Annotated in this window: 23 protein-coding genes; 22 read left to right on the top strand and 1 reads right to left on the bottom strand. The window is 43.6% G+C overall.

The features are described 5' to 3' along the window. Positions 1 to 260: 260 nt before the first annotated feature. From deoD to ACVC7Q_RS02640, 3 genes are read left to right on the top strand one after another with little or no spacing between them, the layout of a single operon-like run. Complete coding sequence (gene deoD, locus ACVC7Q_RS02650; protein ID WP_447264731.1) at positions 261 to 971, top strand: purine-nucleoside phosphorylase; 711 nt, start codon at positions 261 to 263, stop codon at positions 969 to 971. Next, entirely contained in the window at positions 971 to 1,738 is a 768-nt protein-coding gene (locus ACVC7Q_RS02645) for a hypothetical protein (protein WP_447264730.1), read from the top strand. The genes deoD and ACVC7Q_RS02645 overlap by 1 nt, the downstream gene beginning before the upstream one ends. After that, positions 1,739 to 2,470 carry an NAD-dependent protein deacylase gene (locus tag ACVC7Q_RS02640; RefSeq protein ID WP_447264729.1) on the top strand — a complete coding sequence of 244 codons (732 nt, stop codon included), beginning with the start codon at positions 1,739 to 1,741 and terminating at the stop codon, positions 2,468 to 2,470. It begins immediately after the preceding gene. A 37-nt stretch (positions 2,471 to 2,507) separates the two neighbouring features. Here ACVC7Q_RS02640 and ACVC7Q_RS02635 read toward each other — a convergent pair whose 3' ends face one another. Further along, entirely contained in the window at positions 2,508 to 3,416 is a 909-nt protein-coding gene (locus tag ACVC7Q_RS02635; protein WP_414348169.1) for a LysR family transcriptional regulator, read from the bottom strand. A gap of 244 nt (positions 3,417 to 3,660) precedes the next feature. Between ACVC7Q_RS02635 and ACVC7Q_RS02630 the strand changes: the two genes are divergently transcribed. The 19 genes from ACVC7Q_RS02630 to ACVC7Q_RS02540 all read left to right on the top strand — a co-directional run bounded on the left by ACVC7Q_RS02630 (position 3,661) and on the right by ACVC7Q_RS02540 (position 22,358). Next, complete coding sequence (locus ACVC7Q_RS02630) at positions 3,661 to 5,085, top strand: DUF6688 domain-containing protein (protein WP_447264728.1); 1,425 nt, start codon at positions 3,661 to 3,663, stop codon at positions 5,083 to 5,085. A gap of 184 nt (positions 5,086 to 5,269) precedes the next feature. Next, positions 5,270 to 6,076 carry a dihydroorotate dehydrogenase electron transfer subunit gene (locus ACVC7Q_RS02625; protein ID WP_447264727.1) on the top strand — a complete coding sequence of 269 codons (807 nt, stop codon included), beginning with the start codon at positions 5,270 to 5,272 and terminating at the stop codon, positions 6,074 to 6,076. Between the two features lie 10 nt (positions 6,077 to 6,086). Beyond that, a complete protein-coding gene (locus ACVC7Q_RS02620; RefSeq protein ID WP_447264726.1) occupies positions 6,087 to 7,025 on the top strand; it encodes a dihydroorotate dehydrogenase in 939 nt (312 codons plus the stop codon). A 176-nt stretch (positions 7,026 to 7,201) separates the two neighbouring features. Continuing rightward, the gene (gene pyrF, locus ACVC7Q_RS02615; protein ID WP_003003278.1) at positions 7,202 to 7,894 is read left to right on the top strand and encodes an orotidine-5'-phosphate decarboxylase; all 693 of its coding nucleotides are present in this window, start codon (positions 7,202 to 7,204) and stop codon (positions 7,892 to 7,894) included. Between the two features lie 388 nt (positions 7,895 to 8,282). Beyond that, the gene (gene pyrE, locus ACVC7Q_RS02610; RefSeq protein WP_447264725.1) at positions 8,283 to 8,915 is read left to right on the top strand and encodes an orotate phosphoribosyltransferase; all 633 of its coding nucleotides are present in this window, start codon (positions 8,283 to 8,285) and stop codon (positions 8,913 to 8,915) included. A 242-nt stretch (positions 8,916 to 9,157) separates the two neighbouring features. Continuing rightward, entirely contained in the window at positions 9,158 to 9,586 is a 429-nt protein-coding gene (locus ACVC7Q_RS02605; protein ID WP_447264724.1) for a hypothetical protein, read from the top strand. 268 nt (positions 9,587 to 9,854) lie between these two features. Continuing rightward, positions 9,855 to 11,360 carry a glycosyltransferase family 39 protein gene (locus ACVC7Q_RS02600; RefSeq protein WP_447264723.1) on the top strand — a complete coding sequence of 502 codons (1,506 nt, stop codon included), beginning with the start codon at positions 9,855 to 9,857 and terminating at the stop codon, positions 11,358 to 11,360. Between the two features lie 130 nt (positions 11,361 to 11,490). Further along, positions 11,491 to 12,144 carry a uracil-DNA glycosylase gene (locus tag ACVC7Q_RS02595; protein ID WP_447264722.1) on the top strand — a complete coding sequence of 218 codons (654 nt, stop codon included), beginning with the start codon at positions 11,491 to 11,493 and terminating at the stop codon, positions 12,142 to 12,144. A gap of 9 nt (positions 12,145 to 12,153) precedes the next feature. Continuing rightward, positions 12,154 to 12,618: an NUDIX hydrolase gene (locus ACVC7Q_RS02590; RefSeq protein ID WP_298620210.1), complete on the top strand. Its 465-nt coding sequence runs from the start codon at positions 12,154 to 12,156 to the stop codon at positions 12,616 to 12,618. A gap of 11 nt (positions 12,619 to 12,629) precedes the next feature. Continuing rightward, positions 12,630 to 13,898 (top strand): dihydroorotase, encoded by a 1,269-nt coding sequence (locus ACVC7Q_RS02585; RefSeq protein ID WP_447264721.1) that lies wholly within the window; start codon positions 12,630 to 12,632, stop codon positions 13,896 to 13,898. A 14-nt stretch (positions 13,899 to 13,912) separates the two neighbouring features. Beyond that, complete coding sequence (locus ACVC7Q_RS02580; RefSeq protein WP_447264720.1) at positions 13,913 to 14,755, top strand: SGNH/GDSL hydrolase family protein; 843 nt, start codon at positions 13,913 to 13,915, stop codon at positions 14,753 to 14,755. Then, positions 14,724 to 15,356: a YpmS family protein gene (locus ACVC7Q_RS02575; RefSeq protein ID WP_447264719.1), complete on the top strand. Its 633-nt coding sequence runs from the start codon at positions 14,724 to 14,726 to the stop codon at positions 15,354 to 15,356. The genes ACVC7Q_RS02580 and ACVC7Q_RS02575 overlap by 32 nt, the downstream gene beginning before the upstream one ends. Before the next feature lie 285 nt (positions 15,357 to 15,641). Next, the gene (locus ACVC7Q_RS02570) at positions 15,642 to 17,198 is read left to right on the top strand and encodes a 2-isopropylmalate synthase (RefSeq protein ID WP_447264718.1); all 1,557 of its coding nucleotides are present in this window, start codon (positions 15,642 to 15,644) and stop codon (positions 17,196 to 17,198) included. A gap of 18 nt (positions 17,199 to 17,216) precedes the next feature. Continuing rightward, positions 17,217 to 18,254 (top strand): 3-isopropylmalate dehydrogenase, encoded by a 1,038-nt coding sequence (leuB, locus tag ACVC7Q_RS02565; protein ID WP_447264717.1) that lies wholly within the window; start codon positions 17,217 to 17,219, stop codon positions 18,252 to 18,254. Position 18,255: 1 nt separating this feature from the next. Beyond that, positions 18,256 to 18,534, top strand: coding sequence for a DUF1294 domain-containing protein (locus ACVC7Q_RS02560; RefSeq protein WP_447264716.1), 279 nt, complete (start codon positions 18,256 to 18,258; stop codon positions 18,532 to 18,534). 24 nt (positions 18,535 to 18,558) lie between these two features. Next, positions 18,559 to 19,941, top strand: a complete 1,383-nt coding sequence (gene leuC / locus ACVC7Q_RS02555) for a 3-isopropylmalate dehydratase large subunit (protein ID WP_447264715.1) — start codon at positions 18,559 to 18,561, stop codon at positions 19,939 to 19,941. 11 nt (positions 19,942 to 19,952) lie between these two features. Then, positions 19,953 to 20,546, top strand: coding sequence for a 3-isopropylmalate dehydratase small subunit (gene leuD, locus ACVC7Q_RS02550; protein WP_447264714.1), 594 nt, complete (start codon positions 19,953 to 19,955; stop codon positions 20,544 to 20,546). 95 nt (positions 20,547 to 20,641) lie between these two features. Next, the gene (locus ACVC7Q_RS02545; protein WP_447264713.1) at positions 20,642 to 21,427 is read left to right on the top strand and encodes an L-threonylcarbamoyladenylate synthase; all 786 of its coding nucleotides are present in this window, start codon (positions 20,642 to 20,644) and stop codon (positions 21,425 to 21,427) included. A gap of 520 nt (positions 21,428 to 21,947) precedes the next feature. Next, positions 21,948 to 22,358: a hypothetical protein gene (locus tag ACVC7Q_RS02540; protein ID WP_447264712.1), complete on the top strand. Its 411-nt coding sequence runs from the start codon at positions 21,948 to 21,950 to the stop codon at positions 22,356 to 22,358. Positions 22,359 to 22,410: the final 52 nt, after the last annotated feature.

Genomic DNA, 22,410 nt, shown 5'->3' with positions numbered 1-22,410 from the left:
AGTACTTGCCGCGACAATCCCCTATTTTCACTTTGCTTTTTACGGGCTTGGTATCTTATAGAGAGGTAGAGCATGTGTTCTAGTTTGAACACGAGCGGAAAGCTTTTCTAAATAAAAAAATGAAAGGAAGGGCAGTTCGGGTTTGAATTGAACCCGGGCTAGAGGCTGTGTAAAAAAGATAAATCCTCCTAGATGCGGAGCATCTTTGTCGGATTTCCTATTTTTACTTTGCCTCTTTAACGCCCTTGGTATCTTAAATTATGTCTATCCATATTGCTGCTAAGCAGGGTGAAATTGCTGATAAAATTCTCCTTCCTGGGGATCCTCTTCGTGCGAAATTTATTGCTGAGAACTTTTTAGAAGACGCTGTTTGCTTTAACGAAGTGCGTAACATGTTTGGTTACACTGGAACTTACAAGGGTCACCGTGTTTCTGTCATGGGAACAGGTATGGGGATGCCCTCAATCTCTATTTATGCGCGTGAGTTGATCGTCGACTACGGTGTGAAGAAATTGATCCGTGTGGGAACGGCTGGATCTTTGAATGAGGATGTTCACGTCCGTGAATTGGTCTTGGCACAAGCTGCTGCAACCAACTCAAACATCATCCGTAACGACTGGCCTCAATACGATTTCCCACAAATCGCTAGCTTTGATCTTTTAGACAAGGCTTACCACATTGCCAAAGACCTTGGTATGAGTACTCACGTCGGAAATGTCTTGTCATCAGACGTTTTCTATTCAAACTATGGTGAAAAGAACATCGAGCTTGGTAAATGGGGCGTAAAAGCTGTGGAAATGGAAGCAGCAGCTCTTTACTATCTTGCTGCCCAACACCATGTCGATGCGCTGGCTATCATGACGATTTCAGACAGTTTGGTTAATCCAGATGAGGATACAACCGCTGAAGAACGCCAAAATACGTTCACAGACATGATGAAAGTTGGTCTTGAGACCTTGATTACAGACTAATGGCAAAATTCCTTCATGATGAATGGCTCTATGATCTCCAAAATTATCACTACAGCCGGGCTCTGCGCTCTATCAAGCAGCAGGAAGAAGTACCGGATTTGTTGGTGAACTTACTTCAGTTAATGGCGGAGCGTCGAGAGCTCAATATCCAACCCGTCATGAATCAAAAGTTGAGAACCGAGTTGCTAGAAGCGACTGGTTTTCAGCTTTTTTGGCATGAAGATCCAGAAGATGAACAGTTGGCCAACTACCTTTATGATCTCGAAGCGAAGTTGCGAAATGAACAGATTATCGACTTTGTTCGTGCCGTTAGCCCAGCCATCTATCGGATCTTTATGCGATTGATTCAGTTGAAAATTCCTGATATTACCAACTATATCCATAACTCCAAAGAATCCAGTTATGACCGTTGGAAGTTTGAGAGTCTGCATGCGTCGGACAACTCTATCCTGCAGCAATTCCACAGCGAAAGTGTGGTCAATTCATCCAGTTTAACGGAGTTGATTGTCCAGTTGGACTTGCCTGATCGCGTCAAAGTTGCAGCCCAACAATTGCGGGAGTTAGAAAAATCAGTTCGCAACCCCTTGGCCCATTTGATCAAGCCCTTTGATGAGGAAGAGCTCCATCGGACGACGGGTTTCTCTTCTCAGGATTTTATGAAGAATTTGATTGACCTTGCGAGCTACACAGGCATTCATTATAATCAAGTTACCTTTTATTTTGATCAGGCCAATGCTGTCATGGAAGAGCTACTAAAGGAGAAGTAAATGGATAAGATAGCTCAACTACAGGAGATGATTGATCAGAGTCAACGGATTGTTTTTTTTGGTGGGGCAGGAGTTTCAACGGAGTCAAATATTCCGGATTTTCGAAGCTCAGATGGTGTCTATAGTGTTCGGGTAGGACGGCATTTGACAGCCGAGCAATTGGTCTCACATACCATGTTTGAGTGCTATCCAGAGGACTTTTTCGACTTCTATAAGAAGTACCTGCTCTATCCAGATGCCAAGCCCAATGCAGCTCATCGCTATCTGGCTTGGCTGGAAGAAACTGGCAAACTCAAAGCAGTCGTGACACAAAATATCGATAGTCTCCATGAGATGGCCGGCTCTAAAAATGTCTTGAAGCTCCATGGTAGTGCCGACCGTAATTACTGTACTGGTTGCCGTCGTTTCTATGATTTAGAGGCCTTTCTAGCTTTAGAAGGCCCGGTTCCACATTGCCGAGACTGTGGCAAGGTCGTTAAACCAGATGTGACTCTTTACGAGGAGCCTCTCGATATGGAGGTCTTTAGCCAAGCAGCCCAAGCCATCCAGGCAGCTGATCTTCTCATTATCGGCGGGACCTCCCTTGTGGTCTACCCAGCAGCCAGCCTGATCCAGTATTTCCATGGGAAGAAGCTGGTTGTCATCAATAAAACCAGTATCCCACAAGACAAGCAAGCAGACCTGGTTATTGAAGGAAAGATCGGGGAAGTATTTTCACAATTAAGACAATAAAATATATCTGAGTGAACATGGATCACTCAGATATTTTTTACTTATCAAACTTCACTTCCTCAAGCAAGTACTCGATGAATTTTTCTCCCATTTTTGAGAGAGCTGTTTTTTCATGTTTGATATAGACCAGCTCGATCGGGTCTTCGATATCAAGAGGAATAGAGACGATGTTATCGCCATTGAGATTGCTGTTGAGGATCCCGGTCGCAATGGTGTAGCCATCCAGACCAATCAAGAGATTAAATAGGGTAGCCCGGTCACTGACGACGATGGATTTCTTATGGTGTTCTTGAGAGAGGATCTCTTCTGAGAAGTAGAAAGAGTTGTGAGTTCCTTGGTCATAGCTAAGGTATGGGAAATCTTCCAGATCAGACAGGTGGACGATCTCCTTCTTGGCCAGGGGATTGGTCTTGCTGACAAAGATATGAGGCTGCGCTGTAAAGAGGTGGGTGGCAATCAGGTGATTATCATCTAGCATCTTAGAGAGGACATCCCGGTTGTAGCTATTCAAAAAGAGCACGCCAACCTCGCTTCGGAAATTCTTCACGTCATCGATGATCTCCCAAGTCCGCGTCTCCCGTAAGAAAAGCTCGTATTTTTCCATGTCACTTTTCTTGAGGAGAGAAACGAAGGCCTCAACGACGAAGGCATAGTGCTGTGAAGAGACACTAAAGAGTTCACGAGAGCCTACAGGATTTTTATAGCGCTCGGATAAGAGGTCGATCTGCTCGATCACCTGGCGGGCATAAGAAAGAAACTCCATCCCATCACGAGTTAGAGTGATCCCTTTGGGATTCCGGATAAAGATTTCAATTCCCATCTCATTTTCCAAGTCCTTGACGGCATTGGAGAGACTGGGTTGCGTGATGAAGAGTTGTTTTGCGGCCTCATTCATAGAGCCGGTTTCGACGATTTTGATAATGTATTGTAATTGTTGTATTCTCATGCTTTTATTTTAACATAAAAAAGCACGTTTTTCCCGTAAAATTTGGATATTTCAAGGATTGTATAAGAGAGTAACACGGGCTGAAGTAAGTAATCAGAAGTAGGCTAGATCAAATCGTTAAAAAAATAGAAGATTTGAAAGAAAATCTCCATCTGGGGACTGATTTTTAAGGAAGAATACAGTTTTGCCTTGCTCAAGGAGAGATTTGATTGATAGAATGGTAAAAAAGGATTGAGGAGATCTTATGAAAAAACTCGTTTCCTGGTATAAGAAAAAGGATAAAGAAATGGAGACTCATTTCACAGCTGGACTCTTACAGATCAATTTTGTGACCAATGCGTTGATGCTATTGGCCTTTTACATCTATTTTGTCATTAGTCAGTCGCTCTACGCAATATCGGATTCATTCATTCAATTTAGTTTTCTTGCTATAGTGTCCTTTACGATGGAGGTTTTGCCCTTTGGTGTGACCTTAGCCCTTTTTGTACCCAATATTTTTGTCATCATCTATGGGATCGGTCGGTGGTCCAGCATCCAGTTCAAAGAAGCAGAGGAAGATGCTCTCAAAGATCCGGATCTGTTTGAAGATAGAGTGCTAGTGAAGGGAGAAGAGATAATAGAAGAAGACGCATTCACAACTGAATCACAGAGTCCTGAGCCTGTCAAAAAGAAAAAGAAACAGCCAACAATCGTTCTTTGGTTTGGTCTCTTTGGTTGCTTTCTCGAAGCGATTTTCATTTTCATCGTGAAAGATATGACCTTTTACAATTGGAGTGAACGCCTGATTAATTCTCAGAAGCACGCCCTGATCTGGTCGGGTGCCTATCCAACCTTCTTCACCTTTGCAGCTCTCACCTTGCTAGCCTTGATCATCTATTCCTATCGGGATGCTAATTCCCTCTCTCCATTAGCTAATATCTTCTGTATTAGTGGCATTCTGGGAGGAGTGGTTCTCCTCTTAGTTTTTGATCAACAGCTGCAGGTAGCAAGTTTTCACACCTTTTTCTTACTGATCTATTCCATTAATCTCTTGTGGGTTCGTATCAAGGAGTGGCAAGAAGATCGAACAGAGATCACCTATGAGAATCGTCTGCTTCAGTATTTCCATCAGCTCTTAAACAAGTCACGTAACTGGCCTTGGCTAGCGGTTCTGCTTGCCCTTCCGACGCTGGTTCTCGTCGTCCTCATTCTCATGCTCTTTGGCCAGCAACCCGATTCCATGATCAAGGCCTGGACCAATACAGCAGACTGGGCCTTTTCACAAAAGATCCCTCCTCAGAATCTCATCATAGATGAGCATTATCTCTGTACGGTTGCGGCAGGTGGTCATGAAAAGGTGGTCAAGCCCCAGCGGATGGGAGTCCGGCATGGTCATCCTGTGGTTGTCAATCGCCAGCTTTGTATTGCCAATGCTTTTGAGCAAGTACTGGAAGAAAAGATGCCACGTTTCCATCGCTTCTTACGTCGCAATTATGACCGCTATGGCTATCCCTTTGCTAAACATATCAAGAAGAAATGGGCTATGGACCTGATTTACTACCTAATGAAACCCTTGGAATGGATCTTTTTACTAGTTCTTTATCTAGTCGATCGCAAGCCCGAGAACCGAATAGCCATGCAATACATCAAACCGATCCCAGAAGATTTTGACCCCTGTAAAGCTTCCTGAGTTACTGATTTTACTTGACAAGCATCAAGTAGCGCGATATAATGAGACAAATTTAACCTTTAAGAGGTCCAGAGAGGCCTGCAAGGAAAGACAGAAAAAAGTTCAGCAGACGGAGTCTAGCTGATCATTTGTGGGACCTTGCTTTTGCGAGGTCTTTTTTGCTGGAAGAAAGAAGAGGAAACCAATGGTCAGTGACAGTTGTAAGAAACGGTTTGGAAAAATCATGATGGAAGACATGGAGTTAATCGCTCAAGAAGAGATTGCGCCACGGATTTTTTCAATGGTCTTGAAGGGGGAAATGGTGGAACAGATGTTGCCGGGGCAGTTTCTCCATATCCGCGTACCGGATGACTCCAAGCTCCTTCGCCGTCCCATTTCTATCTCAGAGATTGATCTAGACATCCAGACCTGTCGCCTCATCTATCGGGTAGAAGGAGGCGGAACGGCCATCTTTTCTCACTTGCCTGTCGGTAGCTTCCTCAGTGTCATGGGCCCTCAAGGAAATGGCTTTGATCTAAAAGGTCTTGGTCAAGGGGCGCGTGCTTTGATCATCGGTGGCGGGATTGGAGTTCCTCCCTTGGTCCAAGTGGCTAAACAACTACATGAGCAAGGAGTAGAAGTCCATTCTGTCCTGGGATTTGCTACTAAAGAAGCAGTTATCCTTGAGGAAGAATTGAAGCAGTATGGGCAAGTCACAGTGACAACCGACGATGGATCTTATGGAATCCAAGGGAATGTGTCAACTGTAGTGGAGACACTCAATGAGGATATCGATGCAGTTTATTCCTGTGGAGCCCCTGGCATGCTCAAATATGTCAACAGCAAGTTCTATAATCACCCTCGTGCTTACATTTCCATGGAATCCCGCATGGCTTGTGGAATGGGGGCTTGCTATGCCTGCGTGGTGCATCTGGAAAATGCAAGCCAAGCTGCCAATAAGCGCGTGTGTGAAGACGGACCGGTCTTTGAAACTGGTACAATTGTGATGTAGGGAGGAAAGTATGACAAGCAATCGATTAGCTGTATCCTTACCAGGATTAGACTTGAAAAATCCCATTATTCCAGCTTCTGGCTGTTTTGGGTTTGGCCAAGAATACGCCAAATACTATGATTTAGATCTTCTTGGATCCATTATGATCAAGGCGACGACAGCTGAGGCTCGCTTTGGAAATCCGACACCACGTGTTGCTGAGACTCCTGCAGGCATGCTTAATGCCATTGGTCTCCAAAATCCAGGCGTAGACGTTGTCCTAGCAGAGAAACTCCCTTGGTTGGCCCAGCATTATCCAGAGCTACCGATTATCGCCAATGTTGCTGGCTTCTCCAATGAAGAGTATGCGACGGTTTCTAGAAAAATCTCGCAAGCACCAAATGTCAAAGCGATTGAACTCAATATCTCTTGTCCAAACGTAGACCATGGCAACAACGGCCTCTTAATCGGGCAGGTTCCCGAGTTAGCCTATGCGGCTGTGAAAGCGGCGGTAGATGCTTCCTCCGTCCCTGTCTATGTTAAGTTGACTCCTAGTGTGGCTGATATTACCCAAGTAGCCAAGGCTGCTGAAGATGCAGGAGCGAGTGGTTTGACCATGATTAACACTTTGGTCGGGATGCGCTTCGACCTCAAGACCGGCAAACCGATCATTGCAAATGGTACGGGAGGGATGTCAGGACCAGCTATCTTCCCAGTAGCCTTGAAACTCATCCGCCAAGTAGCCCAATCCACTAGCCTGCCCATTATTGGAATGGGAGGTGTCGATTCAGCAGAAGCAGCCATTGAAATGATGATTGCTGGTGCTTCAGCGATTGGGGTCGGAACGGCCAATTTTACCGATCCTTATGCTTGTCCAACCATTATCCAAGAGCTGACACAGGTCATGGATCGAAACGGCATTGACACGCTTGAGAATTTTCGGAAACATGTACGGGAAAATCTACTGTAAATCCTTGACTTTTCCCAAATATCGTACTACAATAAATAAAAACCTTTAAAGCAGTCCAGAGAGGCTCCTAAGGTCTAGACGGTGAATCAGGGTAGATACTACCTAATTTTCGTGTAACCTTGCCTCGGGCAAGGTTTTTTTGTGGAAAAAATGTCACCCATCAAAAGGAGAAAACCATGCGTGAAGAACGTCCTATTATTGCCCTTGACTTCCCAGCTTTCGAGGATGTCAAACACTTTTTAGAGCATTTTCCAGAAGACGAAAAATTATTTGTAAAAATCGGAATGGAATTTTTCTATGCAGTTGGTCCTGAAATTGTACACTACCTAAAAGGGCTTGGACACAGTATCTTCCTTGATTTAAAATTGCACGATATCCCAAATACAGTCAAATCAGCTATGTCTGTATTGGGCACTTTCGGAGTGGATATGGTGACGGTTCACGCAGCTGGTGGTGTAGAGATGATGCGTGAAGCCAAAGCAGCTCTTGGTGAAGGAGCTAAGTTGGTAGCCGTAACCCAGTTGACTTCGACCAGTGAAGAAGACATGCGTGATTGCCAAAACATTCAAACAACAGTCCAAGAATCAGTCGTTAATTATGCTCGCAAGGCCCAAGAAGCTGGCTTGGACGGCGTGGTCTGTTCAGCCCATGAAGTAGCCTTGATCAAAGATGCCACTTCATCAGACTTTGTCTGTGTCACACCAGGGATTCGTCCTGCTGGAGCTGAAATCGGCGACCAAAAACGGGTTATGACGCCACAAGAAGCCCATAAAATTGGATCGGACTATATTGTTGTTGGACGCCCAATTATTCAAGCAGAAAACCCATGGGACGCTTACCATGAAATTAAGAGACAGTGGAATGCGTAAGAGCTACTAAAAGTGAAACTTTTGTAGCTCTACGGGAAGTCCTATGGGACCTTCCCTAACGCATTCACTAGATTTAGAGGATCAAAATAATCGTTTTATCCTCTAAATCGTCGGAATACCAATCGCTACTAAAAGTGGAATTTTTGTAGCTCTACGAGAAGTCCTATGGGACCTTCCCTAACGCATTCACTAGATTAGAAGAAAGAAAAATATAGTTCCTTTCTTCTAATCGTCGGAAATACTAATCGCTAATAAAAGTGGAACTTTTGTAGTTCTACTGGAAGTCCTATAGGACCTTCTCTAACTTAGTCACTAACCTGTAATGTTGTTGTTTAAATCATTTGTTGATTTAATTCGTATATGATTAAAATCGTAAAAAGGAGTTATCATGTCATTAGCTAAAGATATTGCCAGCCATCTTCTAAAAATTGAAGCCGTTTATTTGAAACCGGAGGAGCCTTTTACTTGGGCTTCAGGGATCAAGTCCCCTATTTATACGGATAACCGCGTGACCCTTGCTTATCCAGAAACTCGTACCTTGATTGAGAATGGATTCGTGAATAAAATCAAGGAAGCTTTCCCTGAAGTAGAAGTCATTGCGGGGACAGCAACTGCGGGGATTCCTCATGGAGCCATTATTGCCGACAAGATGAACCTTCCTTTTGCTTACATCCGTAGTAAACCAAAAGATCATGGTGCCGGAAACCAAATCGAAGGCCGTGTGCCACAAGGTCAAAAGATGGTGGTGGTTGAAGATTTGATTTCTACTGGTGGTTCTGTTTTGGAAGCTGTTGCAGCTGCGAAACGTGAAGGAGCAGACGTCCTTGGTGTGGTAGCTATCTTCACTTACCAATTAGAGAAGGCAGATAAGAAATTTGCGGAAGCTGGCGTTCAACTTGAAACCTTATCAAACTACACAGAATTGATCCATTTGGCTGAAGAACAGGGCTACATTACTTCTGAAGGTTTGGAACTGTTGCGTCGTTTCAAAGAAAACCAAGAAACTTGGCAAGACAAATAATATAACTGAAGCGTTTCTAACGCTTCTTTTTTATACTCTTTTCACTAGTTGGTGGTTAACTTGAAACCCAAAGTAAAATCCGGTATGATAGTAGTAATTGTTTTAATAGATTTACGATATAAGCGATTTTAAGGGAGAAGAACATGACAAAAGAAAAGTATTTGGAAATGAAAAAGCAGGCGAGAGTTTAGTTTACTGTTAATATCATCATCAGCTTGATCGCTATTACAGGAGGAATTTTAGTGATCATTAGTAAATCGCGTCATATTCCATATTTACTAATGTGCTTGGGAGCACTGACCTTGATGAACCAAGCCTTGATTTATCCTGTTTTCAATGGTAAAAAAGAAGTTGAGGAAGCACATCCAGAGTGGAAGGAATTATCCACTAAAGATTCTAAAATACCTGTGGAAGATCTTCAGAAAGGTTTTTTGGTATCCGTTACAGCTCTTTTGATTGTAATTATTGGTTTTTTTCGTGTTCTATCGTCCTCTACCAAAAGCAGACCCTACAGTTTCGATTTGACACCTAAAGATGTTCAAATCTTACAAGAATTGGAAGAAGATATTGACTCCAACATTTCCTCTGATTCAAATTCATTGGATATCGATGAAGCAAGAGATTTAGCAGAGAAAGCACAAAAGGAGAATTGGTTGAAAAGAGACGAGTAAGAAGTCTTTTTAGGGAGTTTGGATGTAGCTAGTCTGTGTGAATGGTTATAAAAACGTTAGTGACAGGAACAACATTTTGGCTTGTTTTTGGCCTTGATTTTATGTTTAATTGTGATCTTATTTTTTAGAGGACTCGAATTCACAGAGCCTCGGGAAATAGAGTTTGATTTCAAGGAAGATCGTAAATAACAAAGATAATTCCTCAGCCTAAAAGATTTCGTATCAGTCCAAAACAGCAGAAATGCTGTTTTTTTGATATAATGGACCTATGTTATCGAAAAGTAAACGTATTCTATTTGGGATGCTTCATGTTGTCATGTTGCTAGTGATGGTCCACTGGTTCTTGATCAGTGTGACCTATCTGAGAGAGATTTCATGGTTAGCCATTTTAGGTGCTGGATTGCTATTTCTGCTGGCCTGGTTGAAACGCGATGGGGTAAAAAGAGCCATTGCTTGGTTGACCCGGCACAAAAAAGGCTTCTTGCTTGGCGCGATCATCTGTCAGTTAATCTTTATGATTTGTGCTGAGCTTTTGATCCGTCGGGATGCTGCAGTTGTTTTCAAAGGGGCATTTGATCTTCTTAAACAATCTTCCATCACCAACTACCTCAGTCGCAATCCCAATAACATTCCGCTCTTTCTCTATGAAAAGTTTTTCTATGTTTTATTCGGTTCTAGCGGTTTGTGGGTTATGCAGGCTCTCAATATACTCTATGTCAATTTGGGTGCCGTCCTCTTGTACAAGCTGTCTCAGAAGCATTTCAATCAGAAAACAGCTGATCTAGTTTATCTCTTTTATGTCAGCTTGATCTGTTACTCGCCTTATTTCTATTCCATGTATACAGACATTCCTCCGCTTCCTTTGATCGCTCTTCAATTGTGGTGGGCCTTGGATCTCTTAAAGGAAGACCAAGCAGGGGTCTCTTGGAAGAAGATGTTTGGTTTAGGGATTTTATCTGGCGTGACCATGTTGATCCGTCCAACGACGATTATTATCATGATTGCCTTTTGGGCTGTCCTCTTCTTTAGAGGAAACTGGAAGGCCTTTGGCAAGATTGCTACGGTGACAGTGATGATGACGGGCTTTGTCTTTGCAGGATTGAATACAGCGGTCAATCATCAAACAGTTGTACCAATCTTGAAACAAGAAGGGCTGGCCAAAGGACCACTCTTGTTTATCAATCTGGGCTTGACAGATATGGGCCATAACCAAGAAGATATGAAAGAGGGCTTGCTAGCTTATATCGATAAGGATAAACGCTCGGACTACAACAATGGTCTCTTTAAGAAAGAGAATGTGATCAAAGAAATTAAGCGCCGTCTCAAGGAGTATGGACCTTTCGGTTTGATCGGTCATATCTACTACAAGCAGTCCTTGACGGTAGCAGAAGGGACCCTAGGTTGGCTTTACCGAGATGTAGAGTATGAGAAGACACCTTATATTAATCCTCTCTATGCGCCACTCACCAAAAATAGCAGTCTGGCTAAATGGGTGCGAACCTATTTCCTCAGCACGGATCGCCCACAGTACAAGTATTATGAATTTGTGAAACAGTTGATCTGGATCGTCTTGTCAGCTGGCTTGGTTGGGGCTTATCTCAAACGTCGAGATACAGATGCCTTTAACTTCCTTTCCTTAGCGGTCTTTGGTGGCTTGCTCTTCTTAACCATCTTTGAAGGTGGGAAGACCCGCTATCTCATCCAATTCTTGCCACAAATTTTGCTAGTGGCTTCAATCGGTCTAGCAGGATTTACCAAGAAAGAAAATACCTAAAAACTCTCGCTTATTTAACAGGCAGAACCAGAGGTTGGATAAAATGGTCCAGCCTCTTTTTTATTCAGTGGATCTGTGTCAAATGTGGTATAATGAGAGGTAAGAATTTATTGGATAGCGGAGAGTTTCCATGCAACATTCCCCCTGGCATGAAGCCATCAAATCCCATCTTCCGGAAGGGTATTTTCATCAGATTAATGACTTTATGAATGAGGTCTATAGCAAAGGGATGGTTTATCCACCTCGTGACAAGGTCTTTAAGGCCTTGCAGACGACAGATATGGATCAGGTCAAGGTCTTGATCTTAGGCCAAGATCCCTACCATGGACCGGATCAAGCACAGGGCTTAAGTTTTTCTGTGCCGGATCATGTCCCAGCCCCCCCTTCTTTGCAAAATATTCTCAAAGAATTGCGCTCAGATATCGGAGAGAAGCGGTCCCATGATCTGACCTCTTGGGCAGAGCAAGGAGTGCTCTTGCTCAATGCCTGCTTGACGGTTCCTGCTGGTCAGGCTAATGGCCATGCGGGTCAAATTTGGGAGCCGTTCACAGATGCTGTGATCAAGGTAGTCAATGGGTTGGGGGAGCCAGTTGTCTTTATCCTCTGGGGATCTTATGCCCGTAAGAAAAAACCTTTGATTACCAACGATCGACATTTGATCCTTGAATCAGCTCACCCAAGTCCCTTATCGGCCTACCGAGGATTCTTTGGTTCGCAACCCTTTTCAAAAACCAATCAATTTTTGAAAGAGGCGGGACGCGAGCCGATTGATTGGTTAAGATAGGAGAAAGAAATGCCACAATTAGCAACAATTTGTTATATCGACAATGGGAAAGAATTTCTCATGTTGCATCGCAATAAAAAGCCCAATGATGTCCATGAAGGTAAATGGATCGGGGTTGGTGGAAAATTAGAACGCGGGGAAACCCCACAGGAGTGTGCTGCGCGTGAGATTTTTGAGGAGACGGGCCTTAGAGCAAAGCCAGTCTTGAAAGGGATCATTACCTTCCCTGAATTTACACCTGATCTGGATTGGTATACCTATGTCTTCAAGGTAACTGAGTTTGAAGGGGATCTCATCGAGTGTAATGAAGGGACACTGGAGTGGGTACCTTACGATCAAGTCCTCTCAAAACCAACCTGGGAGGGGGACCACACCTTTGTCGAGTGGTTGTTGGAAGATAAACCCTTCTTTTCAGCAATGTTTCGCTATGATGGGGATCGCTTGCTAGAGACCCATGTCGATTTTTATGAATAAAGGAGAATGCAATGGTTGTCATTAAAAATGGTCGTGTCATGGATCCAAAGACTGGTTTGGATCAAGTCTGTGACCTTCGCATCGAAGGAAAGAAAATTGTAGAGATCGCTGAAAATCTCCCAACGGATGGACAAGAGGTCCTTGATGCCTCAGGTTTAGTGGTAGCTCCTGGTTTGATCGATGTGCACGTGCATTTTCGTGAACCTGGCCAAACCCATAAAGAAGATATCCATACGGGTGCTTTAGCAGCAGCTGCGGGTGGTTTTACTCGAGTGGTCATGATGGCCAATACCAATCCGACCATTTCAGATATTCCTACCTTAGAGGAAGTCTTAGCTTCTGCAGCCAAGGAAAATCTCCACATTCATACAGTTGCGACGGTGACCAAGAATTTTGACGGTCAAAACTTGACAGATTTTGAAGGCCTGCTCAAGGCTGGTGCGGTAGGATTTTCAGATGATGGAATTCCCCTTCAAAGCACCAAGGTTGTCCGCCAAGCCTTGGAAGAAGCTAAGCGTCTAGGAACCTTTATTAGTCTGCATGAAGAAGACCCTGAGTTGAATGGCATTCTTGGGTTGAATGAAAACATTGCCAAGGAACATTTCCATGTTTGTGGGGCGACGGGTGTAGCTGAATACTCAATGGCAGCGCGGGATGCCATGATTGCTCATGCGACAGGTGCTCACCTCCATATCCAACACCTTTCCAAGGAAGAAAGTGTCAAGGTTGTGGAATTTGCCCAAGGATTAGGAGCTCATGTGACGGCAGAAGTGGCACCTCAACACTTTTCAAAAACAGAAAGTTTGCTCTTGACCAAGGGAAGCAATGCCAAGATGAACCCACCTCTTCGCTTGGAATCAGATCGTCTAGCAGTGATTGAAGGCTTGAAGTCAGGCGTCATCTCCGTGATTGCGACGGATCACGCGCCTCACCATGCTGATGAGAAGAATGTTCCTGATATTACCAAGGCACCATCTGGAATGACCGGGCTTGAAACCTCACTTTCTCTTGGTTTGACCTACTTGGTCCATGCAGGACATTTGAGCCTCATGCAATTGCTAGAAAAGATGGCCTATAATCCAGCACGTCTTTATGATTTTGATGCCGGCTATATTGCTGTGGATGGACCAGCAGATTTGACCCTCTTTGATCCGGAAGCAGATCGTCTGGTATCGGATCATTTCGCTTCAAAAGCTGGAAATTCCCCATTTGTGGGTGAAACATTAAAAGGGAAAGTTGCTTATACTATCTGTGATGGACAAGTGATTTTTCAAGGATAAGCGATCGTATTCATATGAATCTTAAAAAAATGATGCAAGGCTTGGTTTTCTTTTTAACCAGCCTTCTTGTCTTTGTCTTTCTATTTCGTGCTTTGCTACCAACTGCATCTCCTCGTATGACCAAGCCCAAAACAGCTGCGAAAGAAACCACCTATACTTATGTAGCTCTAGGAGATTCACTGACCGAAGGAGTAGGAGATAGCACCAAGCAAGGAGGCTTTGTGCCCATTCTTGCCCAAAGTCTGTCCAATGAAAATGACGTTCAGTACCAGCCTGTCAACTATGGTGTGGCTGGAAATACAAGTGCTCAGATTTTAGATCGACTCAAGAAGCAAACAGACCTTCAGAAGGATCTCAAGAAGGCGCATGTCATGACCTTAACGGTTGGAGGAAATGATCTACGCAAAGTCGTTGTCGATCATCTGAGTGATTTTTCTCTATCAGATATCCGAAAACCGCTCAAGAATTATACAGCTAACCTCAAAGAAATTATCACAAAAGCAAGAAAGGACAATCCCTATCTTCCTATTTATGTAGTGGGGATCTACAATCCTCTTTACCTGAATTTTCCTGAATTAACCAGTATTCAGACGGCTGTAGATTGTTGGAATGAGACGACGGAAGAAACCATCGCGCAATTTGATCAGGTTTATTTCGTTCCTATCAATGATCTGCTATATAAAGGAATTGATGGCAAAATGGGCGTGTCAGAAATTAGTGACGGGAAGACAACCGTTATCAATGATGCCCTGTATGAAGAGGATAGTTTTCACCCCAACAATACGGGCTATGAAAAGATGAAACAAGCAATATTGGAGAAAATCAATGCCACGAAGAAAACTTGGAGTCAAAAATAATCCCATAAAAGAGAAGATCCCCTTCCTTCAAAAAATCAATATTTGGAAATGGTTGTTTTTAGGCTTAGTCAGCCTTCTCTTAGCCTTCGCTTTAGTCGTGCAAGGACGCTTAGCGACGCCAAGAGAAGATGTTAGCCAGCTTCGTCAAGTAGCTGGCACCAAAGATGTCAAAGTTGGAACTATGACAACGACTCGTGATCAACTCAATGATACCATCAAATCGCTTCTGAAAAAATATAAGCTGTCCGACTACAAGGTCTATGCGGATAATCAGCAAATCCTCTTAGAGGGACAGTTGAGTCTCTTAGGAAAGGACTATCCCTTATATATTTACTTTCAACCCTCCAAGTTGGAAAATGGGAATATTCTCTTAACAGTGAAAGATTTTTCAGTCGGTACCTTTCAAATTCCTCAAAAAATGGTTTTGCAGCTTTTGAGCAAAAATAAAAATATCCCAGATTTTATCCAGATTTCGCCAAAAGAGTCTACTATCACCATTGTATTACCGGAAATTGATAATGACTTTGGAATCTATGTCAAGGCCAATACCATTGATCTCTATAATGACAAGATCGTTTTTGATTTGTATCAGAAGAAGTAGGGCAAAAGGGGATATTTTGTTTCTATTCAAAAAATTCAGAATATTACAGAAAATTCTTGACATTGTTTTTTCCCTATGCTAAAATACTAAACAAGACATTGAACAAAGGAGAAAGTCAAACATGAAAACAGCTAAGTTTATTCAATTTGCTTTGTTGTTGAGGTATAAGGGCTAGTGCAGAAGCATTAGTCCTGTTTGGCTTACCAAGCGGGCAAAAACATCTCGCTTGGTTGACCGAGTGAGATGTTTTTCTTTATATCCACTACATAGAAATGAGGAGACCCTATGCGTAAAGTTGAATTTTTAGATACCAGCCTTCGGGATGGCGAACAGACTCCGGGAGTTAATTTCTCTATCAAAGAAAAGATTGCCATTGCCAAACAATTGGAAAAATGGGGTATTTCTGCTATTGAAGCAGGTTTTCCTGCAGCTAGTCCGGATTCCTTCACAGCTGTACAAAAAATTGCAAAGGTCTTAACCAAGACAGCCGTAACTGGCCTAGCTCGTTCTGTCAAATCAGATATTGATGCTTGTTATGAAGCCTTAAAGGATGCCAAGTATCCGCAAGTTCACGTCTTTATCGCAACCAGTCCTATTCACCGGGAGTTTAAACTCAACAAGAGCAAGGAAGAAATTCTTGAAGCCATTAAAGAGCACGTTTCATATGCGCGTTCAAAGTTTGAGGTTGTGGAATTCTCACCAGAAGATGCAACACGGACGGAATTGGATTTCCTCTTGCAAGTTGTCCAGACTGCGGTCGACGCAGGGGCTAGCTACATCAATATTCCTGATACAGTCGGTTTCACGACACCAGCAGAGTATGGCGCGATTTTCAAATACTTGATTGACCATGTCAAGACGGACCGCGAGATTATCTATTCACCTCATTGCCATAATGATCTAGGAATGGCAGTGGCGAATAGCCTCGCTGCTGTCAAAAATGGAGCCCGCCGTGTCGAAGGGACCATCAATGGGATCGGTGAACGGGCTGGAAATGCAGCGCTTGAAGAAGTAGCGGTAGCTCTTAATATTCGCGAAGACTATTACCAGGTGGAGAGCCCGATTGTGCTCAATGAAACCATCAATACTTCTGAGTTGGTTTCTCGTTACTCTGGGATTCCAATTCCTAAAAACAAAGCGGTTGTTGGTGGCAATGCCTTCTCACATGAGTCTGGGATTCACCAAGATGGGGTCCTTAAAAACCCGCTTACCTATGAAATCATCACCCCTGAGCTGGTGGGTGTCAAGAGCAATAGTCTCCCTCTTGGAAAATTGTCTGGTCGCCATGCCTTTGTCGAAAAATTGCATGAGCTGGGACTGGAATTCACAGAAGAAGACATCAAGCCATTGTTTGCTAAATTCAAATCTTTGGCAGACAAGAAACACGAAATCACAGATGCCGATATCCGCGCCCTTGTTGCCGGTACTGCAGTGGAAAATCCAGAAGGATTCCAATTTAATGACCTCCGCTTGATAACCAACGCAGACGAAACGATTACAGCAGCAGTTAGCCTCAGCAATGAAAAAGGGGAAGTGCTTGAATTCCTTGCCAATGGTCAAGGGTCGGTTGAAGCCATCTTTAATGCGATTGATAAATTCTTCAACCAAACCGTTCGCTTGACCTCATACAATATCGATGCAGTGACAGATGGGATCGACGCCCAAGCCCGTGTCTTGGTATCGGTGGAAAATGTCGATACAGATACGATCTTCAATGCCTCTGGTTTGGATTTTGACGTATTAAAAGCCTCTGCCATTGCTTATATCAATGCTAACACGCTGGTTCAAAAAGAGAATGCGGGTGAAATGGGACGAACTGTCTCTTACCGGGATCTTCCATAAGCCTAAGAGGAAATGAACATGACAAAGAAAATTGTAACACTTGCAGGAGATGGGATTGGCCCTGAGATCATGGCAGCTGGACTAGAGCTTCTCGCAGCCGTTGCTCCAAAAATTGGCTTTGATTATAGCCTAGAAGACAAACCTTTTGGGGGTGCTGGGATTGATGCCGCTGGCCACCCACTTCCCCAAGATACTCTCGAAGCAGCTAAAGGAGCGGATGCTATTCTTCTCGCAGCCATCGGGAGTCCTGAGTATGACCATGCTACTGTTCGTCCAGAACAAGGCCTGCTCGCTATTCGCAAGGAATTAAATCTTTTTGCAAATATTCGCCCTGTACGGATTTTTGACGCCTTGAAACACTTGTCTCCTTTGAAACCAGAGCGTATCGAGGGTGTCGACTTCGTGGTTGTGCGTGAATTGACAGGTGGGATTTACTTTGGAGAGCATATTTTGAAAGAAAGTACAGCGCGCGATATCAATGATTACAGTGCGGAAGAAATCCGTCGGATTATGCGCCAAGCCTTCAAGATTGCGCAAGGACGTAGCAAGAAAGTGACCAGTATCGATAAGCAAAATGTCCTTGCAACGTCTAAATTGTGGCGCCAAGTAGCAGAAGAAGTTGCCAAAGAATTTCCAGATGTGACCTTAGAGCACCAGCTTGTAGACAGTGCAGCCATGATCATGATCACCAATCCGGCTCGCTTTGATGTCGTCGTAACAGAGAATTTATTTGGAGATATCTTATCTGACGAATCGAGCGTCCTTCCTGGAACACTAGGCGTGATGCCGTCTGCCAGTCATTCTGACAAAGGACCAAGCATGTACGAGCCGATTCATGGTTCAGCACCAGATATTGCTGGCCAAGGTATTGCTAATCCGATTTCCATGATCCTCTCCGTTGCCATGATGCTCCGAGACAGTTTTGGAGAAACAGCAGGTGCAGAAATGATCGAAGAAGCGGTCAATCAAACCTTGAATCAGGGGATTTTAACTCGAGATCTAGGTGGTCAGGCTTCGACTGCAGAGATGACAGCAGCTATCATAAGGAATCTCTAAGATGACTTGGAGAGATCGCTGTTTAATGGTCATTGCTCTTTGGAATGGTATGGTCTTTCTGACCTATGGCTTAGATAAGCGAAAAGCCATCCAAAACAGATGGCGGATTCCTGAAAAGGTCCTCTTGCTCGAGAGCTGGTTACTTGGTGGATTTGGAGCTCTTCTAGGTGGGCATCTCTTTCACCACAAGGTACGGAAATGGTATTTCCAAGCCACCTGGTGGATGAGTAGCCTTCTCTTAACAGGTGTCCTCTTTCTAATCCTTCAATGGATTTCCTAACAAGAAGATAAATGGAGAAAGACGATGAGTGGAAAATCTATCTTTGATAAACTTTGGGACCGCCACGTGATTACAGGAGTGGAAGGGCAACCCCAACTCATGTATGTGGACCAACACTATATCCACGAAGTGACGAGTCCGCAAGCCTTTCAAGGATTACGTGACGCAGGACGCAAGGTTCGACGACCCGATTTAACCTTTGGAACCTTTGATCACAATGTTCCAACGGTCAATATTTTTGATATTCGAGATGTGATTTCAAAGGCCCAGATTGATAAATTAGCTGAGAATGTGGTGGACTTTGGGATTGATCATGCTGCCCATGGTTCTGCTAAGCAAGGAATTGTTCATATGGTGGGCCCTGAAACTGGTCGGACCCAGCCTGGAAAATTTATTGTCTGTGGAGACAGCCACACCGCCACCCACGGAGCCTTTGGTGCCATTGCCTTTGGGATTGGAACCAGTGAAGTGGAGCATGTCTTTGCCACCCAAACCATCTGGCAAGTCAAACCAAAGAAAATGTTGGTTGAATTCACCGGAACCCCACAAAAAGGGATCTATTCAAAGGATTACATCCTAGCATTGATAGCGCGCTACGGTGTTGCTTGTGGAGTTGGCTATGTCGTAGAGTATCGGGGAGAAGCAATTGATCGCTTGACCATGGAAGAACGCATGACCATCTGTAACATGTCGATCGAGTTCGGATCCAAAATGGGGATCATGAATCCAGATGAGACGACCTTTGACTACCTTCGGGGACGCGAATGTGTGCCAAGTGATTTTGAGGCTGCAGTAGCTGACTGGGAGACTCTGGTCAGTGATGACGATGCCGTATATGACAAGGTCATCCGTATGGATGTATCCGAACTAGCTCCGATGGTGACTTGGGGGACCAATCCTTCTATGGGAGTGGACTTTGAGACACCCTTCCCAGAGATTCGGGACATGAATGATGAACGAGCATATCATTATATGGATTTAGAACCTGGTCAAAAACCAGCAGACATTGAATTGGGTTATATTTTTATCGGTTCCTGTACCAATGCGCGTCTCAGTGATTTAGAGCTAGCGGCCAAGTTTGTGAAAGGCAAAAAAATCGCGCCCAACTTAACAGCCATTGTCGTACCTGGCTCTCGTCCAGTCAAGCAAGCCGCTGAAAAGTTGGGCTTGGATCAAATCTTTATGGATGCAGGCTTTGAATGGCGTGATCCAGGTTGCTCCATGTGTCTCGGGATGAACCCAGACAAGGTGCCGGATGGCGTCCACTGTGCCTCTACTAGTAATCGAAACTTTGAAGATCGCCAAGGGTTTGGGGCCAAGACCCATCTCTGTAGCCCCGCTATGGCCGCTGCAGCAGCAATTGCTGGTCGCTTTGTCGATGTGCGCCAATTGCCAGAAGTCAAGTAAAAGGAGGAATCATGGAGAAATTTACCATTTATACAGGGACAACGGTTCCCTTGATGAACGATAATATTGATACCGACCAAATCCTCCCCAAGCAATTCTTAAAGTTGATCGATAAAAAAGGATTTGGGAAATACCTCATGTATGCTTGGCGTTATTTGGATGACCAGTATACTGAGGATCCGGATTTTATCTTTAACAAGCCAGAATACCGCAAGGCGACCATTTTGATTACTGGTGACAATTTTGGGGCTGGTTCCTCTCGGGAGCACGCAGCCTGGGCTTTGGCAGATTATGGCTTTAAGGTCGTTATCGCTGGATCTTTCGGAGATATTCATTACAATAATGAGCTCAATAATGGCATGCTACCGATTGTGCAACCGCTAGAGGTTCGTCAAAAATTGGCAAGCTTGCAGCCGACAGATCCAGTGACGGTGGATTTGGAAGAGCAGAAAATCATCTCACCTGTTGGAGAGTTTTGCTTTGAGATCGATCAAGATTGGAAGTATAAATTGCTCAATGGGTTGGATGATATCGGGATTACGCTTCAGTACGAAGACTTGATCGCAGCATATGAGAAGAATCGGCCAGCTTACTGGCAATCATAAAATTGTATACTTAATTACGAATTTTCTGAAAATATATTGAAATTGAGACTAGTTTTTGATACAATACTAAAAAGAATAGAAAAGGAAAGAGACTTATGACAAAACACATTCAATGGGACGGACAACTTTCACAAGAAGGATTTGATATTTTGAAAGGAGAGGGTGGCTGTATCGTCTGCCCTACAAAAGTTGGCTACATCATCATGACCAGCGACAAGGCTGGATTGGAACGGAAGTTCGAAGCCAAAGAACGCAACCGCAACAAACCAGGTGTCGTTCTTTGTGGAAGCATGGATGAACTCCGCGCTCTTGCTCAATTGAATCCTGAAATTGAAGCCTTCTACCAAAAACATTGGGACCAAGATATCTTGCTTGGTTGTATCCTTCCTTGGCGTGAAGATGCCTATGCTAAGTTACAAGCCTTCGGCGATGGACGCGAAGAACTCATGACAGACGTTCGTGGAACTAGCTGTTTTGTCATCAAATTTGGTAAAGCTGGTGAGCAAATCGCCAAAGAAATGTGGGAAAAAGAAGGCAAGATGGTTTACGCCTCTTCGGCTAACCCATCCGGTAAAGGAAATCGTGGGAAAGTCGAGGGAATCGGTGAGCGTATCGAAGGTGCCGTTGACTTGGTCATTGAAGCTGACGATTATGTGGCTTCTATCCAACCAGACAAGACCATTGAAACGCGCTATGAACAAGGAGTAATGGTTTCTATGGTGGATGCAGAAGGGAAACTCATCCCAGAACAAGGAGCAGGTAGCCGTTCTGTCAATACTTGTCCAGTCGTCATCCGTAAAGGATTGGATATCGATAAGATCATGATGCACTTATCCGATCATTTCAACTCTTGGAACTACCGCCAAGGGGAATACTATTAAGAAACAGAAAAAAGCATTCCATTTGGGATGCTTTTTTGTGAAAGGATAAAAGATGGTATAATAGAGACAAACGATATTCCAATAGAAAGGGAATTGGTATGATCTCCAGAAAAGCATTTATCGATAAAGTAAATCAGGAAGGTTTTTCCTTCAACATCCAAATCTCATGGTAGAAGTTTAATAACTGCAAGTCTTTGGTTCGAAGAAAAAGGCTCTCTGAGGAGCAACTCTATCAGCTATTTCTTTCACTTTGTAGGGAGATAGAAGGCCGGAGAATGAAAGCCATAGCGGATAAGAGGAAGTATCAGACAGGATTTTATGTCGCTGCATGCAATGGTCGCGAGTTTCGTTTTGAGTTTGTATTCAAAAAGAATCAACAACTAAGAGTTTATAATCTATTTGAGACAGTCAATGGTCGGAAGAAACTTACCTTGATGGATCTGCTTGATTACATTATGGATTGACGATGTATAGAAACAATAAGGGTTCACTACAGATTGATAAAAGAAAGAGTGGTTCTATGATTTCAAGAGATGAATTTTTAGAAAGAATGAATCGGGAGGGATTTTCATTTAGCATTGAAATCCCGCGCAGAAATTTTTCGGATTTTAAATCATTGGTTCGGAGAAGAAGAATTTCAGTAGAAGACTTCTATCAGCTGTTTTATACCTATTGTCAGGAGCTAGAAAACTGTCTAAAAGAAGCAGGAGAGAAACGACGCTTGCTCTTCAATAAATTTCCAGTTAGCCCTGTTCATGATAAATATAAAACAAAATTTGATACAGTGGCACCCAATGGACGCCAATTTCGCTTTGAGTTTGTCTTTAGCAATGACAATCGTTTAAAAGTTTATCACATGATCGAAACTGTTAATGGTCGGAAGAAAAAAACGGTTAAGGACTTTCTGATGGACTTGGTTGACGCCTTATAATGAGGGTCTGTTCAAAAGTATAAGGGGAATCAAATCAAAAAAACTAGAGCGC

It is taken from the genome of Streptococcus sp. W151, from assembly GCF_053010205.1.
This window is presented reverse-complemented; position numbering and strand designations above follow the sequence as displayed.

What these genes read in the sequence shown, in the direction of transcription:
- pyrF (WP_003003278.1), top strand. Translation starts at nt 7,202, where the DNA reads ATGCGTGAAGAACGTCCTATTATTGCCCTTGACTTCCCAGCTTTCGAG.
- ACVC7Q_RS02570 (WP_447264718.1), top strand. Translation starts at nt 15,642, where the DNA reads ATGCGTAAAGTTGAATTTTTAGATACCAGCCTTCGGGATGGCGAACAG.
- ACVC7Q_RS02585 (WP_447264721.1), top strand. Translation starts at nt 12,630, where the DNA reads ATGGTTGTCATTAAAAATGGTCGTGTCATGGATCCAAAGACTGGTTTG.
- ACVC7Q_RS02630 (WP_447264728.1), top strand. Translation starts at nt 3,661, where the DNA reads ATGAAAAAACTCGTTTCCTGGTATAAGAAAAAGGATAAAGAAATGGAG.
- ACVC7Q_RS02620 (WP_447264726.1), top strand. Translation starts at nt 6,087, where the DNA reads ATGACAAGCAATCGATTAGCTGTATCCTTACCAGGATTAGACTTGAAA.
- ACVC7Q_RS02545 (WP_447264713.1), top strand. Translation starts at nt 20,642, where the DNA reads ATGACAAAACACATTCAATGGGACGGACAACTTTCACAAGAAGGATTT.
- pyrE (WP_447264725.1), top strand. Translation starts at nt 8,283, where the DNA reads ATGTCATTAGCTAAAGATATTGCCAGCCATCTTCTAAAAATTGAAGCC.
- ACVC7Q_RS02645 (WP_447264730.1), top strand. Translation starts at nt 971, where the DNA reads ATGGCAAAATTCCTTCATGATGAATGGCTCTATGATCTCCAAAATTAT.
- deoD (WP_447264731.1), top strand. Translation starts at nt 261, where the DNA reads ATGTCTATCCATATTGCTGCTAAGCAGGGTGAAATTGCTGATAAAATT.
- ACVC7Q_RS02575 (WP_447264719.1), top strand. Translation starts at nt 14,724, where the DNA reads ATGCCACGAAGAAAACTTGGAGTCAAAAATAATCCCATAAAAGAGAAG.
- leuD (WP_447264714.1), top strand. Translation starts at nt 19,953, where the DNA reads ATGGAGAAATTTACCATTTATACAGGGACAACGGTTCCCTTGATGAAC.
- leuB (WP_447264717.1), top strand. Translation starts at nt 17,217, where the DNA reads ATGACAAAGAAAATTGTAACACTTGCAGGAGATGGGATTGGCCCTGAG.
- leuC (WP_447264715.1), top strand. Translation starts at nt 18,559, where the DNA reads ATGAGTGGAAAATCTATCTTTGATAAACTTTGGGACCGCCACGTGATT.
- ACVC7Q_RS02590 (WP_298620210.1), top strand. Translation starts at nt 12,154, where the DNA reads ATGCCACAATTAGCAACAATTTGTTATATCGACAATGGGAAAGAATTT.
- ACVC7Q_RS02595 (WP_447264722.1), top strand. Translation starts at nt 11,491, where the DNA reads ATGCAACATTCCCCCTGGCATGAAGCCATCAAATCCCATCTTCCGGAA.
- ACVC7Q_RS02580 (WP_447264720.1), top strand. Translation starts at nt 13,913, where the DNA reads ATGAATCTTAAAAAAATGATGCAAGGCTTGGTTTTCTTTTTAACCAGC.
- ACVC7Q_RS02600 (WP_447264723.1), top strand. Translation starts at nt 9,855, where the DNA reads ATGTTATCGAAAAGTAAACGTATTCTATTTGGGATGCTTCATGTTGTC.
- ACVC7Q_RS02635 (WP_414348169.1), bottom strand. Translation starts at nt 3,416, where the DNA reads ATGAGAATACAACAATTACAATACATTATCAAAATCGTCGAAACCGGC.
- ACVC7Q_RS02625 (WP_447264727.1), top strand. Translation starts at nt 5,270, where the DNA reads ATGGTCAGTGACAGTTGTAAGAAACGGTTTGGAAAAATCATGATGGAA.
- ACVC7Q_RS02540 (WP_447264712.1), top strand. Translation starts at nt 21,948, where the DNA reads ATGATTTCAAGAGATGAATTTTTAGAAAGAATGAATCGGGAGGGATTT.
- ACVC7Q_RS02560 (WP_447264716.1), top strand. Translation starts at nt 18,256, where the DNA reads ATGACTTGGAGAGATCGCTGTTTAATGGTCATTGCTCTTTGGAATGGT.
- ACVC7Q_RS02640 (WP_447264729.1), top strand. Translation starts at nt 1,739, where the DNA reads ATGGATAAGATAGCTCAACTACAGGAGATGATTGATCAGAGTCAACGG.